The sequence below is a fragment of the Prochlorococcus sp. ALOHA_ZT_50 genome (genome assembly GCF_022447305.1).
In the GTDB taxonomy this organism is placed as follows: Bacteria; Cyanobacteriota; Cyanobacteriia; order PCC-6307; family Cyanobiaceae; genus Prochlorococcus_A.
Window position 1 is genome coordinate 1 of sequence record NZ_JAKVCI010000012.1, and the last position, 14,719, is coordinate 14,719.

A 14,719-nucleotide genomic window follows, 5' to 3' on the forward strand; every position below is an offset into this window, starting at 1 on the left:
TTTTAGCTGATTTATGTTGTCAATTTTTATTCAGAATATAATTTTTAAGAATAAAAATTTCTTGTATAGTACTTCTTATATGAGACTTATTATAAGTCTATTAAATAGTCTCAAAAAGGATATGTAAGATAAATTAATTTATCAATTTGGATGATTCATACCCAAACTGTTTATTACCTGGGAAAAATTAAAAATTGAATAATAAATCAATAAACTATGTCCTTTCACTGTCCAAGAAATTAACAAGGACTAGAAAGTACTACTATTAGAAGGTTTTATGTTTTCCCGTACTGCCTTAAAGACAGTACTACTTAGATTGAAGCTTTTCAATGGCAGTTTGTTTATCAATACTAGGGACATCACTTAATCCGTTAGCATCAAACCAAGGGGCGCTAGCCCAATCAAATCCTTCGCCAAAAGTATTATCTGGTGCAGTTATATACCAGTGACATGATGCATCTGGTATGTCAACAGCACATTTTGACCAATCATCTGACCACTGAGGGACTTGTACCCACAGCACTGAAGATAGAAGTAGAGATAGCAAATTAGTCATGCAACTTATCATACAACATTAATTACTTTTATAGGATTATTATTTATCTTATATAAGAATTATATATAGACTTATTTATAGTCTTATATGAGATTTACGATACAATTAATTTCTTAATTTAGTGTTAAAACATTTTTCAACATTAGAAATGATATTTGAATGTATTGATGTAATGTCCGAGTCCAGTAATGTTTTATCTTTATCTCTATAAGATAATCTAAATGTATAACTTATATGATCATCTCCAAATTTAGTATCTTCAAAAACATCAAGTAAATTTACATCCTCTAAGAGATTTTTTCCTGTTTTTCTTATTTGTGATGTTATTTCGCTAATTAAAAATTTCTTACTGAAAACAAAATTTATATCCCTTTCCATTTTCGGAACAATTGGGTATTGCTTATATATTGGAATCCATTTATTTTTTCTTGTACTAGCTCCCAAGAGGTTAGAAACATTTATGTTAAATAAATAAACTTTTTTTAATGACTTCTTTTCTAATATTAGTTTGGGATGTATTTCACCAAAATAACCTGCATCTTTCCCTTCAATAACTAATTTCGCTGTTCTTCCTGGATGAAGAAAATCAATTGAATCAGTAGGTTTATCCTCAATTTTTATGTTCAAAGATGATAAAGCCTCCTTTAACTTTCCTCTGGCCTGGTAATAATTAAGATCGTTATCCTTACCCGAATTTATCCATTTTCCAAATTTTTTATTTCCATAAATCGCACCATTCAGAACTTCTTCTTGAATGAACTCAGTTTTCTTTTGAAAAACATTTCCAATTTCAAATATATAACAACTTGCTTGTCCAGCTTTTATATTACGGTTCACTATCTCCAAATGTTCTTTCCAGATATTATCTCTAAGACAGCTTGTTTCTAATAACAAAGGATTAGAAATCTTTATAAGTTTTTCATTATCTTCAGGAACAAGAGAGTAGCTTAGTACCTCGTTAAAACCATTTTCTATAAAACCATTTTTTACTTTTCTCAATGCCAACTGTTCTGATGACAATTTTCCAGGCTTAATTGGATTAGGAAGTTTTAAGTCGAATCTGTCATACCCTATTAATCTTGCTATTTCTTCAATTAAATCTATTTCTCTTATTAAATCATGTGATCTATTAGGAATTACTGCTACATCCCAGCCATATTCTTTATTCTTTAAAGTACAACCTATGAGTGTTAATTTATCAACTATTTCATTATCAGATAAATTTCTTTTTTCAAATTGATCGTTAATTATTAATGGACCAAGAATTTTATGTATTCGATTTCTCCGTAGTTTAATAAATATATCCTCATTACTTATTAAATTTGAAGTATTGATGATTGGTGAATTAATAGAAAAATATTCTTCTAAAAGATTAATTGCCCTTGTTACTGCACTTATTGTATTTTTTGATGAAATCCCTTTTTCATACCTGCTGCTAGATTCTGTTCTTATGCCAACCGCCTTTGAAGATTTTCTTATAGTAACTGGATTAAAAACAGCGCCTTCAAGGTAAATAGATGAGGTAGTATTACTTACAGAAGTCTCTAAACCGCCTATAACCCCAGCAATAGCTACCGGTTTATCACAACAAGTAATAACTGTGATATTGTCATTTAAGTCATATTCTTTACCATCTAAGCAAATAAGGCTTTCGTTATCCTTGCCTTTTCTTACAGAGAAATCTTCTGGAGAAACTTCCTTACCAATTAAGTTTGACAGTTTATCTTTATCAAACGCATGCAAAGGTTGACCTTGTTCTAAAAGAATATAATTTGTCAAATCAACTAGAAGATTAATAGATTTTATACCTGATTTTTCTATACGGTCTTTAAGCCAATTTGGCGATAATTTCTCTCCATTTACTCCATCAATGCAGCTTATTGTATAAATGCAATTAGATTCTATAGCCTCTGGACAAAGTTTAATTCCCTTAAGTAAATGAATATTGTATTTATGGTTTAATTCTGGAAAATTTAAGGTGGATTCTAAAAGGGCAGAAATTTCACGGGCTATACCTATAACAGACATTCCATCAGGTCTATTAGCTGTAATGGCTAAATCATATATAAAATCATTTAATTGAAGCAAGTCAGACCCTGGAGTGCCCAATTCATGTTTTAAGGCTAAATCTTCATCAATGATCTCTATCCCTTCGCTAGAGTCCTCTAAACCCAGTTCCTGCAGTGAACATATCATTCCTTCACTCATGACACCTCTAATTTCACTTCTTTTAATAGTTAAATCAACTGCATTTAATTTCGCGCCGACAGTAGCAACATAAACATAAATATTTGGTTTAATATTGCGCGCACCACAGATAATTTGTAAATTCTTTGAATTACCAATATCGACTTGGCAAATTGAAAGTTTGTCAGATCCTTCGTGTTTTAAAACAGATAATACCTTACCTAAAACAACACCATTTACATTTTTTGAACAATCTTCTAATGATTCAACCTCAAATCCACCAATAGACAATTTCTCAGAGAGATCTTCAGGAGTAGAAGTAATTTCTACTAAATTTTTCAACCAATTTTGAGAAACTTTCATATATATTTTTTAATCAATGATGATAAAAGAAATGAGTATATCTTCAAAAAAGTTTGTTGAAGATGTACAATAGAAAATTATACAATAAAGTATTAATTAAAATGGCCAAAAAAGGGACAAGAGTTGTAGTGACCCTGGAATGTACTGAAGCTAGGACAAGCACAGATCCTAAGAGATCAAATGGTGTCTCAAGATATACTACTGAAAAGAATCGTAGAAATACAACTGAAAGATTAGAACTAAAAAAGTTTAATCCTCATTTAAACAGAATGACAATTCACAAAGAAATTAAGTAATCAAATCAAATTAAATCATGCCTAATTCAATTTTTAAAAAACAATTATCACCTATCAAACCTGGAGATCCTATTGACTATAAGGATGTAGAACTACTAAAAAAATTCATAACTGAGAGGGGCAAAATCCTACCAAGAAGAATGACAGGTTTAACCTCTAAGCAACAAAGAGATCTCACATTAGCTGTTAAGAGAGCCAGAATTGTAGCTCTTTTACCCTTCGTAAATCCTGAAGGATAATTTCATATTGAATATAGTTGGCACTATAATTAATATTTCAAATATTTGAAAGATTTAACTAATTTAAAAACATATATTATTGACTCTGATGATCCACATGAGGTTGATGACGCTATTTCATTAGAAATAAAAGAAGGAAATAAAAAAAATTTATGGATACATATTAGTAATCCATGCAAACTCTTTTTGCATGACTCTAATGTTGATTTAAATGCAAGAAAGAGAAATAGCAGTTTATATTTAATTGATCAATATGTCCCAATGCTACCTAAAGATATTCTTGAAAAGGCAAATCTAGCTCAAAATAAAGTTTCAGAAACTATTAGTGCAGCAATAGAATTCAATGACGATGGATCAATAAATAAATATGAAATAACTGAAGCAATAATAAAACCAAAATATCAATTAACATATGAAGATGCAAATGAAATATTAGAAATAGAACCTAAAGAAGAAATAGAATTAATTGAGATTAAAAATTTATTAGAAAAAAGTATTACATTCAGAAAGAAACAAGGAGCAATTATTTTTGAAAGTCCTAATAATAAAATTAAATTATATGAGGATAAGATTATACTAACTAAATTAGAGAAAACAATATCACAAATTATAGTTGCAGAATCAATGATATTAATGGGTTATGTAACAAGTTTATTTATAGATAAATATAATTTAGCGGCTGCATTTAGGATTCAAAAATTAAACTGCAATCCATCTGAAATACTTAATAGATACAATGATAGTGATATTAAATATATAATATTAAAACAATATATGGGAAGAAGTTACATAACTACTAAGCCAGGAATCCATGAATCATTAGGCCTTAAAATGTATGTACAATGTACATCACCATTACGAAGATATCTTGATTTGATTATACAAAGGCAAGTCTATAACAAAATTAATAATTACGAAGTTCTTAGTAAAGATTCAGTCTCTAAGATTATTGATTATTCAAAAAATAGACAATCAGAAAATAATAATATATTTAAAAATGATAAATTTAAGTATTTAAAATTATTTTTTAAGAATGAAAAAAAAGCTTTTTATAAAATTATATTCGTTAAGTGGATTAATCATAAAAAAAATATTGCTTTGGTTTATTTTCCAGATTATTCACTAGAAATACTTATTACTCTTTTTGTATCAATAGAAATATATAGTAATAAAATATATAAAGTTAAATATATTATAAATGATAGTAATCTTTTAGAATTTATTTATTAATAAGATAATAAATATAATAGGTTGTTATTAGTTTAAAAAATATCTGTTAGTATTAATAAAAAAGCTTTATGACTTTTGTCATTACTACACCTTTATACTATGTTAATGATAAACCTCATTTAGGAAGTGTATATACAACAATAATTTGTGACTCAATAGCTAGGTATAAAAGGCTTGCAGGTGAAGATGTTATTTTCATCACTGGTGTTGATGAACATGGTTTGAAAATACAAAGAACAGCTAATGAAAAGGGTATTGAACCAAAATCACATTGTGATGAAATCTCAGAAGTCTTTAATAATAATTGGAAAAATTGGAATATATCCTTTGATAAATTTATAAGAACAAGCTCAAAAAATCATGAATTTGTTGTTAATGAATTTTATGAAAGAGTAAAAGCATCAGATGATATCTATATGGGAGTTCAAAAAGGTTGGTATTGTGTCGGTTGTGAAGAATTTAAAGATAATCCAGAAAACTCATCAACATACAAGTGTCCCATACATCAAAAAAATCTAGAATGGAAAAATGAAGAGAATCTCTTTTTTAGGCTTTCAAAATATCAAAAAGAAATTGAGAAAATAATCAACGAACCTTCTTTTATAGAGCCAATAGAAAGAAAGAATGAAATTATAAATTTTGTATCTAGAGGTTTAAAGGATTTTTCAATTTCAAGAACAAATGTCTCATGGGGAATTCCTGTCCCTGGTTACGATAACCATACCTTTTATGTATGGTTTGATGCTTTACTTGGATATGTAAGTGCCATTAGTTCTGATGCGACAGAACATTCATTGGAAAAATCAATTAATGGAGGATGGCCAGCTGATGTTCATTTAATTGGTAAGGATATTCTGAGATTCCATGCTGTATATTGGCCTGCAATGCTCATTTCTGCCAAAATGAAAGTTCCTAAGAAGGTTTTTGGGCACGGATTTCTTACAAGAGAGGGGCAAAAAATGGGTAAAAGCTTAGGAAATGTACTCGACCCTGATTTATTGCTTACAAAATATGGAAATGATCCTGTAAGGTGGTACCTCATTAAAGACATATCACTAGGAAATGATGGAGATTTTCAAGATAAAAGATTTGTTGACATTATCAATAATGACTTAGCTAATACAATTGGTAATTTATTAAATAGAACATCATCTATGTCTAGAAAATGGTTTGATAATAAAGTGCCAAATAATGAAAAAATTTTAAGTGAAAATAAATTAGAGAATTTTGCCAAAATTGCAGTTGAAAACTATATTTATAACTTTGATAACTACAAATTAGATTTAGCAGCTAATGAAGTACTTAGCCTAGCAATTAATACAAATTTGTATTTGAATGATAATCAGCCATGGCTGCTAATAAAAGAGAAAGATAATCTACCTCTAGTTAAAGAAATTATTTATAACGTTTTAGAAAGTACCCGAATAATAGGATTATTATTACTACCTTTATTGCCCGAATTATCTACAAAAATTAATGAACAACTTGGCTCTATATACAGAGAGGAAATTTCTTGGAAAAAACAATTAATTTGGGGATTATTAGTTAGCAACTCAAGTCTTCCTAAACCCACTCCAATCATAAATAAACTTGAGTATGAGCAAAAATTATAGATTAATAATTTTCCTTCCATTATTTATGCTTGGTTGCGCCCCAAATGTAATTGATGAAAATAAAGTTATACAAAAAATAGACAGTTTAGATATGACTATTTTCTCTAAAAGTGGAGATAAAATATATTCAATTACCAGTCCAAATTCAAGTTATGACAATATTGAATTAAAATTCGAATTAAAAAAACCTATCATTAATATTCTCAATGGGGAAGAAACTAAATATATTATTAGTTCAGAAGAATCTACATTATCAGACAACAATAAACTCCTGAAATTGAAAGGGAATGTTAAATTAAAAACTCTTAAAAAAGATGGGGATTTTTTATATGCTGATAATTTTATTTGGAATATAGAAAATACTAACTATCTATTAGAGGGTAATATAAGATTTGAAAATCAAAATATCATCTTAAATTCAGGAAAAGCCATATTGGGTTCAGATAACATAATTGAATTTTTCAATCCAGTAAAATATATAATAAAAGATGAAAATAACGAAAATAAATATGAAATAAATTCAGAAAATGCTTACTATAATTTAAATACTGAATCAGTAAGTTTTAAAGCAAAAGATAAAAGAGTTAAATCAATAATTTATTTTTAAATTTTATTTTTTGAAAAAATATTATTAATTTTTTTGGACCAGTTATTAATCCATTTTTCATCAGACTTCGTAAAACACTTAGCACTCCAGCCTCCAATCAATATAAAAGCCTTATTATTTATAGGTACAACTAAGATAGATGGAATTTCGGCACAAAAATTAAAAAATTCATCTCTTCCAGGATAAAATTTAGTGTTTGCTAATGATATTAATTTCATATCTTTTATAGATCTCAGACAAGTTTCCCCAGGTTTAAAATCATTACTTGAAGTGATTCCCCTCCTCAATATATTAACGCCATCATTGTGGATTAATATTGCTGCTGCTGCTGTAGAAGTTAATATCGCTTCAGAACCCCATGCAAGTTCATCAATAACTTCATCCGGCATGTTTCTATCGAAGAGAAACTTATTTTCTCCTTTTAAAGCAGCTTTCTCACCAGCTAATGGTTCGAATTGTTTAAATAAAAAACCTATCAAAATAATAATTAATGAAGCTATTGCAGCTAACACTTGTGCTCTTTCAAGCTCAGGAGTGATTGTTTCTATTGAAATGAAATTTGCTATCTGAAAAATAAAGAGTATTGCACCGACTAATATTAATGATTTCCCATTGAATCCCATATTTTAAATATGTTATTTCTAATTAAATTATGCAAATATTATATTGTTTAGTACATTTAAAATTACTCAAACATATGGTTTTTAATATATAATTAACCAAAACCTCTCAAAATGAACCTAAACATCAATAAATATATACTTTCCCTTATCTTTACTGGCTTTATTTTTATTCTTATCCCTTCGACTACATACGCAAATGAAATTAATACTATAAATAAATATTTTGGTATTACTCAACAGAAGACTGTTATAAATTACGAAAAAAGTCAGCCCTCATCTATCGACAACCCTGTAGTGGATCCAAATTTTAACACTATGAGATCAAAAGATACTGAGAGTTCAACTGCTACTTATATAGTTATAGGTTTGTTAATTGCTGCCACAATTATTCCTTTAGCAACATGGTGGTATTTCTCTAAATAATAGAGAATTTATGAATGCCAAGGATTTAAGTATTAGTGAATATTCATCTCATATAGTTTTTATTACAGGGGGGACAAAGAGTGGCAAAAGTGAATTCGCGGAGCATCTTGCAAAGGAGGTAAAAAAATTATCATATGTTGCCTTATCTGAAAACAATTTGGATGATAAAGAATGGCAAGATAAAATTAATTTACATCGAAAAAGAAGGCCAAAAGATTGGAAATTAATAGAAACGACAGATCTATTAAATACATTAAGGAAAGAAGAAGGTCCATTATTAATAGATTCTATTGGCGGATTCGTTATGAAAAGTATTGGCAAGGAACAAAATGAATGGTCAACAAAAATGAATTCACTTATAAGTCTCTTAATGAAAAGAAAAAGCATAACAATTATTGTTGGAGAACAAGTAGGTTGGAGTCTGGTCTCTGAATATAAAATTGGTAATACATATATTGAAAGAATCGGCGAACTTCAAAAGAGAATAACCAAAATATCAAAAGATAATTGGCTGGCAATAAACGGCAGAGCAATCAAAATAGATGAAATAAGTATTGAAATACCTACTTAAAATTGGAAGTCGCTCTTTTTGAACCTAGAATCCCACAAAATACTGGTAATATTGCCAGATCATGTGCTGCATTTAATATACCTTTAAATCTTATAGAGCCCTTGGGTTTTAAACTAGAAGATAAATATTTAAAAAGAGCAGGATTAGACTATTGGCCTTTAGTTACTGTTAATCAGTATGAGAATTTTGAAAAATTTTTAGCGTCAAAATCAACAAAAAGAATAATCTCTTTTAGTAAAAAAAATGGATTATATTTGAAGGATTTTAAATTTAAGCAAGATGATATTTTGCTATTTGGGAGAGAAGATTCAGGATTACCCGATTCCATTATTGATAAAAGCGACTTTTTAATATCAATATTTATGCCGAATATACAGACTGGAAACAATGATCAAAAAGGTGTTAGAAGTCTAAACCTTTCTGTAGCATGCGGAATTGCTATATATGAGGCCCACAAACAAATAAATTTTCAAAATGGTAATTAAGTACAACCAATGCCTTACAATATTCCCATGTCTCGGTAGCTCAGCTGGTTAGAGCGGCGGATTCATAGCCCGCAGGTCGCGTGTTCAAGTCACGCTCGAGACATTTTCAATACTTTTCAATTGAAGAACATAGGTGAAATTTTAATTTAATTAAACTATTAAAGACAATAATGTTTAATTCACTCGGCACAGTCTTAGATCCAAAAAAATCTAAAGCAAAATATCCAGAAGCAAGAGTTATAGTTCTTGATGACAATTTTAATACTTTTCAGCATGTCGCAAATTGTCTTCTAACAATAATCCCAAGCATGAGTGAACAAAGGGCATGGGATCTAACCATCAAAGTTGACAAGACAGGATCTGCAGAGGTATGGAGAGGTAATCTTGAACAGGCAGAGCTATATCATGAGCAACTATTCAGCAAAGGATTAACAATGGCTCCAATTGAGAAAACATAAAATAAGTAAGATTGACAGAAAATTTTTGGCTTATAAATTCGAATCGTTCAAGGGTTAAAAGGTTTTCAAAGAATAATCAAAATAAAGATAAATTTTTTGAATATATGTTTATTGACTCTGGAAGAATTCTTGGTGTTTTAGGAAAAGAACCACCTCTTATGACAACCAGAGAAGAACTTAAAGTTGATAAAGCTAGAGATGAATGGAAAAAGTTAATCGCTCAAGGTTGGAGGAGAACCAAACCAGTTTGGGAAGACTATTAGTATCCAATATTGTTACTAGGATTAGTTATATAAATTATGAGATTTAGGACGTAGTTAGCGGGTAAATTTAATGGCTTCAAAAGTAACAAAGCCATTCCTTGAGTCACATTAAATTCTTTATTTTTCATAAAAAAATAAAAGTCTCATTTTAATTATAAAAAGACTGTCAAATACAAACTAAAAATACTGAAAAAAAGATATATAAGCATTTATTGATTAAGGATTTTCAAGATATCTAATATCTAAAACTTATTTTAAAAAATTATAGATTTAGGATTACTTTTTTAAAAAAAATCTTTGTTATAGTTTAATAATCCCTACTATTTAATACTTATAAATACCCAATGAAATATCTCATCTCAAGCAAAAGATCAAGAGCTTTATTTGGTATTGGAATAGTTGCTATAAGTATTGGATTAATATCAAAAAAAGTAATTAACTATCCAACTGGAGGATGTATGAAAGGTACTCAAGAAATAACCTTTAATATCTAGCCATTAATCATCTTACATTTTTCTTAATTCTTAAATCCAGTCAACTTTGATAACTCTTTTAGTGAAAGTACACCTAAAATTAGTTTTCCATTTATTTCCCATGTGGGAAACCCTTTAATTTTTTTATCAATGCATAATTGAGTTTGACTGTTTATGCCATCTCTTGCACATTCAACTACATTAAGTTCTCTATAAGCTTGCTTACCAAATAATTCACTTTGATTAAGGCAATTAGGACACCAATATGCTGAATATTTAACTACACCATTATCTTTAAGGTATTTTGCCAACTCGATTGATTCCCTAGTGCTTTCTGAGGTGACTATAAGTTCTCTCTGATTATTTAAGTGGGAGCTATGAACAACACTTGGTAAAGTAAGCAAAACTAATAGTGGGATTAATAGGCGTTTCATTTATTTACTACTTTTCCTCCATATTTTCTAACTATCTTATCAAGCAAAATTCGTATATCTTTATTTTTAAGTTTCTCTATTTGCTGAAGATTTTCAAGAAGATCACATATTTGATCCTGTGTATCTTCATTTAATTCACTTACTGCCATTTATATTTAGAGTTTTTATATTCCAATTTTAAATCAAAAGTAAATTTACATACTTATTGTATTTATATTTTTTTATTGCTATTTTTTTAAAGCGGGCTAAGGTTCATATCTCCACGAGGATTTAGTCCGCTGAATTTTTAAAGATTCAATTTATATTGGATCCTTCTTTAAGAAATTGATTAGAAATATTAAAAAATATTTATCTCTGTTTAATTTCTAAATTCCATTGAAAAGCATTCTTATATAAACATTAATAGTGTGACACTATTTATTCAATAATGTTGTTATTTCGCTTCATAACTTTCTTAAAATACTTAAACTCAATAAATTCATGCATCATTTTGATATCATCAGATAATACTTTTTTATTAACTGCATATTCGTCCACATTAAGTGAAGAACTATTATTTTCAGAAAATGTTTCGTGATCAAAAGAAAAGTTTATAAAATCAACTTGCCCATTTTGATTATGACAATAAGATTCATTTAACACACCTCGAGACCTCAACGCTTCCTCAACCAATAAACCTGTGACTTTTGACTGACTAAACTCATTAGCTGTGCACAATTTTTCAATAATTTCATGCACTTCTTCACTTGGCAAAAAACCAATTCTTTTCCTCGGAGAGGGCATAATTAAAAAAAATTAGTGTCACACTTGCACATTATAAGTGTTGCACTATATTTGATTTAAGTCAACTAATTTTGCTATGCATATTTTATTATTTCCTGTCGGATTTATTCTTTGGTATCTAGCTTATGAAGCAAAACCTATCATTAATGATGAAGTAACACTTAATTGGGAAGAAAAAAATACAATTAAAAGAAATAAACTTTTAAATATAATCAACGAAAGCTTTTAAAATTTACTGTTAATCGATTTTGACCATTCCTTGTGCTTATTATCTAGATCTGAGATTAACTGTTTTTGATAAGTAAATTTGAGTTGATTTTCGTTAAGTGATTTTTTTGTGATAATCATCTCTTTAGAGAAAAAATAAGGAGTGTTAGAACTACTAATTTTTTTTTTGACTTCCATATAATGAATTTATCTATTTTTTTTATATGACTTAAAAGGTTATAGTCTCAATATTTTTATATTCTTTTTATATTTCCTTCATATGTGTTTTTAGCACGTTTGTAAAAAATATTAGTTTATTAAATAATAAAGGCTATATTTAAACAAAATATATGTTTTATCATGAATCTAAAGGAGAGAGGGATTACTGTTGGAGATTTACTAATAATACTAATAATAATAATCACTTCTACAATATTAATTAAATCATTTAGCAAGGATAAGAAAACAACACTTAATTATAGTAATCAAGAGCAAGTTTCTTATAAGAAAAATTACTATCAAAAATTTATTTGAATAGCTTATATAAATTATTTATAAAACTCTTAATTAATTCAATTAACTATTAAGTATCTCTTATGTAAATTTCAAGAATTAATAATTATCAAACAATGAGTTTATGTATTTTAAATATTTTGATGAAATGATTTAGAACTTTCCCATTTCAAGTTATCCTTTAAATCATTGATATCATTTGATATTGAAACTAAATTCACCATTTGAAGAATTTGACTTTTATTTAGCCTATTAATAACAATAAGTTTATTAAGCATTTCTAAAACAGATTTATCATTAATATTCATTGTTTGTATAAAAAACTATGATCCTTCAATTCAAATACTTTATCTTATAATTTTAAAATTATTCTTAAAATTTCATTATTTATTTTATGTTAAATATAAAAAATATTTATAAAATCATCAAAAATAAAACTTTTACTTATAAGAAAATATCTTAAGCTCACTTTCTTATAAATTCGTTTATTGTAAAAAGAAAAAAAATGAAAAAAAACTCCAAGAAAGAATACCTTAATAGAGATGAAGTTAATGAAATGATTGAATCAGCTTTAAGGAGACATAATAGAAGATCTACAATAATATCAAGCGTACTTGGCTGGATTCTAATAGGAGGTTATTCGTTTGGACTTTTTCAAGCAGTTCAAAATGTCTAATTAATCTTTTCTTTAAAGTAGAACTTGCTAGATGATAAATTAATATAAGACTAAGTATTTATTATGAGGGAATATATTGAGGCAAATCTTACAGTGATAAGAAAATATTTAAAAAAACGAAAAAAGTATACATCAAAATTAAATAATGCTTCGATAATGGAAGAATTCAAAGAATGGAGCAAAGATCCATTACCTGAGACAGAATCAATTTGGACTTTACCTGACTTAACGAGAAATGAAAGACTAAAAAATTTTTGTCGCTCAATTAAGAAGGAAATAAGATAAGTTTTTAACTACCTAGTTGTATATGATTTACCTTTAAGTAAAAATAACCCGCAAATCCAACTATATTCAAAATTACAACGAAAATCCAAGCTCCAATTGGCTGATTAGAATCAAATTTTTTTATTTTAACTTTTTCCTTTAGTCTTTCAATATATTTAGCCATAATTAAAAATATTAAAAAGAATATTTCTAATTATAGAGAGTTAAATTTTAAGGAATCTTAAATAAAATAAAATTTCTTTTAATTCGAATTTTTATTGTCAAGCCTGTTAATGGGATATTTAATTAACTCCTTTTTGAGATTTTTTAAAAGTTTATTGTGATTCAAAATTGTAAATTTCCTAGTAAAGGAATAATGCCATTTCATTGAATTAAAAAAAAACTTGCTAATTCATTATTAATAAAATTATAATACTTATTACGGTCATTCAGACCATACATAATTTAAATAAGGACAAATTTTTTCATGAGCTTAAGAGTTGGCCAAGAAGCACCAGACTTTAGTGCTACAGCAGTATATGATCAAGAGTTTAAGGAGATTACACTTTCAGGTCTAAGAGGTAAATGGGTTGTTCTATTCTTTTACCCACTAGATTTTACATTTGTATGTCCAACTGAAATCACTGCATTTAGTGATAGATACCAAGATTTCTCGGCACTTAATACGGAAATACTTGGGGTATCAGTTGATAGCAAACACTGTCATTTGGCTTGGATACAAACCCCAAGAAATGAAGGTGGTATAGGTGATATTAACTATCCGTTAGTTTCTGACTTAAAAAGAGAAATTTGCCAGGCGTACAATGTTCTAAATGATGATGGGGAGGCTGATAGAGGTTTATTTCTTATCAATCCCGAAGGAGTAGTTATGCATACGACTGTTAACAAGGCTCCTGTAGGTAGAAATGTTGATGAAACGCTAAGGATTCTTCAAGGTTATCAATACGTTGCGGCAAACCCCGATGAAGTATGTCCAGCAAACTGGACCCCCGGGGAGAAAACAATGTTAGAGGACCCCAAAGGTAGTAAGGAATATTTTTCTGCGCTATAGAAGAATTAGAAACATTTAAGTAAGTATTGAGTAGTAAATAATTATAAAAAAATAAAAAATAAATATATTCAAAAAGGGGATAACATCCCCTTTTTGAGGTTTGGGCACGATCCAATCGCTCAAATTAGTTTTATATGATAAAAAGGACCACGTATAAAAAGAAATTTCTATTGCGACTAGGATAAAAAGATTAATTAAATTTAAGTCATTTAAACCAAAATATCTATAAATATGAAACTGATCATCAACACTAATATTATTAATTTGAAGATGCCAAAGATAGAGAGAAATCAAAATAAAATTTACCAATATTATTTTTTTTAACAGAAACCTAGATTTCTTAAAAATTAATAGGATAGAAATTAAAAATATGAAAAAACTTA

Annotated in this window: 25 protein-coding genes and 1 tRNA gene; 17 read left to right on the forward strand and 9 right to left on the reverse strand. The window is 28.0% G+C overall.

The genetic code is table 11. The annotated features are described in order from the left end of the window. Positions 1–307 precede the first annotated feature (307 nt). Positions 308–556 carry a DUF8643 family protein gene (locus tag MK115_RS04150; RefSeq protein WP_287609565.1) on the reverse strand — a complete coding sequence of 83 codons (249 nt, stop codon included), beginning with the start codon at positions 554–556 and terminating at the stop codon, positions 308–310. Positions 557–661: 105 nt separating this feature from the next. After that, entirely contained in the window at positions 662–3,106 is a 2,445-nt protein-coding gene (gene pheT, locus MK115_RS04155; protein ID WP_287609567.1) for a phenylalanine--tRNA ligase subunit beta, read from the reverse strand. Between the two features lie 101 nt (positions 3,107–3,207). Here pheT and rpmG point away from each other — a divergent pair, with 101 nt between their 5' ends. The 5 genes from rpmG (at position 3,208) to lptC (ending at position 7,091) form a co-directional block, all read left to right on the forward strand. Beyond that, positions 3,208–3,402, forward strand: coding sequence for a 50S ribosomal protein L33 (gene rpmG, locus MK115_RS04160; protein WP_002805540.1), 195 nt, complete (start codon positions 3,208–3,210; stop codon positions 3,400–3,402). Between the two features lie 17 nt (positions 3,403–3,419). Then, positions 3,420–3,641 carry a 30S ribosomal protein S18 gene (gene rpsR, locus MK115_RS04165; RefSeq protein ID WP_002806014.1) on the forward strand — a complete coding sequence of 74 codons (222 nt, stop codon included), beginning with the start codon at positions 3,420–3,422 and terminating at the stop codon, positions 3,639–3,641. Between the two features lie 45 nt (positions 3,642–3,686). Continuing rightward, on the forward strand, positions 3,687–4,871 hold the full coding sequence (locus tag MK115_RS04170; RefSeq protein WP_287609579.1) for a ribonuclease catalytic domain-containing protein: 1,185 nt from the start codon (positions 3,687–3,689) through the stop codon (positions 4,869–4,871). A gap of 68 nt (positions 4,872–4,939) precedes the next feature. Beyond that, complete coding sequence (metG, locus tag MK115_RS04175; protein WP_287609581.1) at positions 4,940–6,484, forward strand: methionine--tRNA ligase; 1,545 nt, start codon at positions 4,940–4,942, stop codon at positions 6,482–6,484. Beyond that, on the forward strand, positions 6,468–7,091 hold the full coding sequence (gene lptC, locus MK115_RS04180) for an LPS export ABC transporter periplasmic protein LptC (protein WP_287609583.1): 624 nt from the start codon (positions 6,468–6,470) through the stop codon (positions 7,089–7,091). Before metG ends, lptC begins: the two co-directional genes overlap by 17 nt. Here lptC and MK115_RS04185 read toward each other — a convergent pair. After that, entirely contained in the window at positions 7,088–7,714 is a 627-nt protein-coding gene (locus MK115_RS04185; protein WP_287609585.1) for a cofactor assembly of complex C subunit B, read from the reverse strand. The two genes, lptC and MK115_RS04185, sit on opposite strands and share 4 nt — an antisense overlap. Positions 7,715–7,825: 111 nt before the next feature. Here MK115_RS04185 and MK115_RS04190 point away from each other — a divergent pair, with 111 nt between their 5' ends. The 6 genes from MK115_RS04190 (at position 7,826) to MK115_RS04215 (ending at position 9,914) form a co-directional block, all read left to right on the forward strand. Then, complete coding sequence (locus MK115_RS04190; protein WP_025894532.1) at positions 7,826–8,137, forward strand: hypothetical protein; 312 nt, start codon at positions 7,826–7,828, stop codon at positions 8,135–8,137. Between the two features lie 10 nt (positions 8,138–8,147). Further along, positions 8,148–8,708, forward strand: a complete 561-nt coding sequence (locus MK115_RS04195) for a bifunctional adenosylcobinamide kinase/adenosylcobinamide-phosphate guanylyltransferase (protein ID WP_287609589.1) — start codon at positions 8,148–8,150, stop codon at positions 8,706–8,708. Positions 8,709–8,710: 2 nt separating this feature from the next. Beyond that, a complete protein-coding gene (locus MK115_RS04200; RefSeq protein ID WP_287609591.1) occupies positions 8,711–9,193 on the forward strand; it encodes a tRNA (cytidine(34)-2'-O)-methyltransferase in 483 nt (160 codons plus the stop codon). A gap of 29 nt (positions 9,194–9,222) precedes the next feature. After that, positions 9,223–9,296: transfer RNA gene (locus MK115_RS04205), tRNA-Met, on the forward strand. 67 nt (positions 9,297–9,363) lie between these two features. Continuing rightward, positions 9,364–9,651 carry an ATP-dependent Clp protease adapter ClpS gene (gene clpS, locus MK115_RS04210; protein WP_011862967.1) on the forward strand — a complete coding sequence of 96 codons (288 nt, stop codon included), beginning with the start codon at positions 9,364–9,366 and terminating at the stop codon, positions 9,649–9,651. Positions 9,652–9,662: 11 nt separating this feature from the next. Beyond that, positions 9,663–9,914 carry a DUF1651 domain-containing protein gene (locus MK115_RS04215; protein ID WP_287609594.1) on the forward strand — a complete coding sequence of 84 codons (252 nt, stop codon included), beginning with the start codon at positions 9,663–9,665 and terminating at the stop codon, positions 9,912–9,914. Here MK115_RS04215 and MK115_RS04220 read toward each other — a convergent pair. Continuing rightward, entirely contained in the window at positions 9,911–10,042 is a 132-nt protein-coding gene (locus MK115_RS04220) for a hypothetical protein (protein ID WP_257008952.1), read from the reverse strand. The genes MK115_RS04215 and MK115_RS04220 overlap by 4 nt on opposite strands. 216 nt (positions 10,043–10,258) lie before the next feature. Between MK115_RS04220 and MK115_RS04225 the strand changes: the two genes are divergently transcribed. Beyond that, positions 10,259–10,408 (forward strand): hypothetical protein, encoded by a 150-nt coding sequence (locus tag MK115_RS04225; RefSeq protein WP_287609597.1) that lies wholly within the window; start codon positions 10,259–10,261, stop codon positions 10,406–10,408. A 23-nt stretch (positions 10,409–10,431) separates the two neighbouring features. Here the strand turns inward: MK115_RS04225 and MK115_RS04230 are convergent, their stop codons facing one another. The 3 genes from MK115_RS04230 to MK115_RS04240 all read right to left on the reverse strand — a co-directional run bounded on the left by MK115_RS04230 (position 10,432) and on the right by MK115_RS04240 (position 11,604). Continuing rightward, positions 10,432–10,821 (reverse strand): hypothetical protein, encoded by a 390-nt coding sequence (locus MK115_RS04230; protein ID WP_287609599.1) that lies wholly within the window; start codon positions 10,819–10,821, stop codon positions 10,432–10,434. Further along, a complete protein-coding gene (locus MK115_RS04235) occupies positions 10,818–10,970 on the reverse strand; it encodes a hypothetical protein (protein ID WP_179850853.1) in 153 nt (50 codons plus the stop codon). The genes MK115_RS04230 and MK115_RS04235 overlap by 4 nt, the downstream gene beginning before the upstream one ends. Positions 10,971–11,238: 268 nt before the next feature. After that, positions 11,239–11,604, reverse strand: coding sequence for a hypothetical protein (locus MK115_RS04240; RefSeq protein ID WP_287609600.1), 366 nt, complete (start codon positions 11,602–11,604; stop codon positions 11,239–11,241). A 76-nt stretch (positions 11,605–11,680) separates the two neighbouring features. Between MK115_RS04240 and MK115_RS04245 the strand changes: the two genes are divergently transcribed. Next, on the forward strand, positions 11,681–11,833 hold the full coding sequence (locus MK115_RS04245) for a hypothetical protein (protein ID WP_011818444.1): 153 nt from the start codon (positions 11,681–11,683) through the stop codon (positions 11,831–11,833). 338 nt (positions 11,834–12,171) lie between these two features. Continuing rightward, the gene (locus MK115_RS04250; RefSeq protein ID WP_287609603.1) at positions 12,172–12,345 is read left to right on the forward strand and encodes a hypothetical protein; all 174 of its coding nucleotides are present in this window, start codon (positions 12,172–12,174) and stop codon (positions 12,343–12,345) included. 110 nt (positions 12,346–12,455) lie between these two features. On the opposite strand, the gene MK115_RS04255 is transcribed toward MK115_RS04250, so the two are convergent. Then, positions 12,456–12,632 carry a hypothetical protein gene (locus tag MK115_RS04255; protein ID WP_197049542.1) on the reverse strand — a complete coding sequence of 59 codons (177 nt, stop codon included), beginning with the start codon at positions 12,630–12,632 and terminating at the stop codon, positions 12,456–12,458. Positions 12,633–12,829: 197 nt separating this feature from the next. Here MK115_RS04255 and MK115_RS04260 point away from each other — a divergent pair, with 197 nt between their 5' ends. Both MK115_RS04260 and MK115_RS04265 read left to right on the forward strand, forming a co-directional pair. Continuing rightward, on the forward strand, positions 12,830–13,000 hold the full coding sequence (locus MK115_RS04260) for a hypothetical protein (RefSeq protein WP_011818447.1): 171 nt from the start codon (positions 12,830–12,832) through the stop codon (positions 12,998–13,000). Positions 13,001–13,063: 63 nt separating this feature from the next. After that, entirely contained in the window at positions 13,064–13,285 is a 222-nt protein-coding gene (locus MK115_RS04265; RefSeq protein ID WP_032521393.1) for a hypothetical protein, read from the forward strand. A gap of 4 nt (positions 13,286–13,289) precedes the next feature. On the opposite strand, the gene MK115_RS04270 is transcribed toward MK115_RS04265, so the two are convergent. Then, on the reverse strand, positions 13,290–13,448 hold the full coding sequence (locus tag MK115_RS04270) for a hypothetical protein (protein ID WP_179852468.1): 159 nt from the start codon (positions 13,446–13,448) through the stop codon (positions 13,290–13,292). Positions 13,449–13,751: 303 nt separating this feature from the next. Between MK115_RS04270 and MK115_RS04275 the strand changes: the two genes are divergently transcribed. After that, positions 13,752–14,336, forward strand: coding sequence for a peroxiredoxin (locus MK115_RS04275; RefSeq protein WP_025881525.1), 585 nt, complete (start codon positions 13,752–13,754; stop codon positions 14,334–14,336). Positions 14,337–14,719 lie beyond the last annotated feature (383 nt).

Coding starts and splice junctions, on each gene's coding strand:
- clpS (WP_011862967.1), top strand. CDS start 9,364: ATGTTTAATTCACTCGGCACAGTCTTAGATCCAAAAAAATCTAAAGCA.
- MK115_RS04235 (WP_179850853.1), bottom strand. CDS start 10,970: ATGGCAGTAAGTGAATTAAATGAAGATACACAGGATCAAATATGTGAT.
- metG (WP_287609581.1), top strand. CDS start 4,940: ATGACTTTTGTCATTACTACACCTTTATACTATGTTAATGATAAACCT.
- MK115_RS04265 (WP_032521393.1), top strand. CDS start 13,064: ATGAGGGAATATATTGAGGCAAATCTTACAGTGATAAGAAAATATTTA.
- MK115_RS04255 (WP_197049542.1), bottom strand. CDS start 12,632: ATGAATATTAATGATAAATCTGTTTTAGAAATGCTTAATAAACTTATT.
- pheT (WP_287609567.1), bottom strand. CDS start 3,106: ATGAAAGTTTCTCAAAATTGGTTGAAAAATTTAGTAGAAATTACTTCT.
- MK115_RS04250 (WP_287609603.1), top strand. CDS start 12,172: ATGAATCTAAAGGAGAGAGGGATTACTGTTGGAGATTTACTAATAATA.
- MK115_RS04275 (WP_025881525.1), top strand. CDS start 13,752: ATGAGCTTAAGAGTTGGCCAAGAAGCACCAGACTTTAGTGCTACAGCA.
- MK115_RS04150 (WP_287609565.1), bottom strand. CDS start 556: ATGACTAATTTGCTATCTCTACTTCTATCTTCAGTGCTGTGGGTACAA.
- lptC (WP_287609583.1), top strand. CDS start 6,468: ATGAGCAAAAATTATAGATTAATAATTTTCCTTCCATTATTTATGCTT.
- MK115_RS04240 (WP_287609600.1), bottom strand. CDS start 11,604: ATGCCCTCTCCGAGGAAAAGAATTGGTTTTTTGCCAAGTGAAGAAGTG.
- rpsR (WP_002806014.1), top strand. CDS start 3,420: ATGCCTAATTCAATTTTTAAAAAACAATTATCACCTATCAAACCTGGA.
- MK115_RS04190 (WP_025894532.1), top strand. CDS start 7,826: ATGAACCTAAACATCAATAAATATATACTTTCCCTTATCTTTACTGGC.
- MK115_RS04195 (WP_287609589.1), top strand. CDS start 8,148: ATGAATGCCAAGGATTTAAGTATTAGTGAATATTCATCTCATATAGTT.
- MK115_RS04270 (WP_179852468.1), bottom strand. CDS start 13,448: ATGGCTAAATATATTGAAAGACTAAAGGAAAAAGTTAAAATAAAAAAA.
- MK115_RS04230 (WP_287609599.1), bottom strand. CDS start 10,821: ATGAAACGCCTATTAATCCCACTATTAGTTTTGCTTACTTTACCAAGT.
- MK115_RS04225 (WP_287609597.1), top strand. CDS start 10,259: ATGAAATATCTCATCTCAAGCAAAAGATCAAGAGCTTTATTTGGTATT.
- MK115_RS04245 (WP_011818444.1), top strand. CDS start 11,681: ATGCATATTTTATTATTTCCTGTCGGATTTATTCTTTGGTATCTAGCT.
- MK115_RS04185 (WP_287609585.1), bottom strand. CDS start 7,714: ATGGGATTCAATGGGAAATCATTAATATTAGTCGGTGCAATACTCTTT.
- rpmG (WP_002805540.1), top strand. CDS start 3,208: ATGGCCAAAAAAGGGACAAGAGTTGTAGTGACCCTGGAATGTACTGAA.
- MK115_RS04260 (WP_011818447.1), top strand. CDS start 12,830: ATGAAAAAAAACTCCAAGAAAGAATACCTTAATAGAGATGAAGTTAAT.
- MK115_RS04220 (WP_257008952.1), bottom strand. CDS start 10,042: ATGAAAAATAAAGAATTTAATGTGACTCAAGGAATGGCTTTGTTACTT.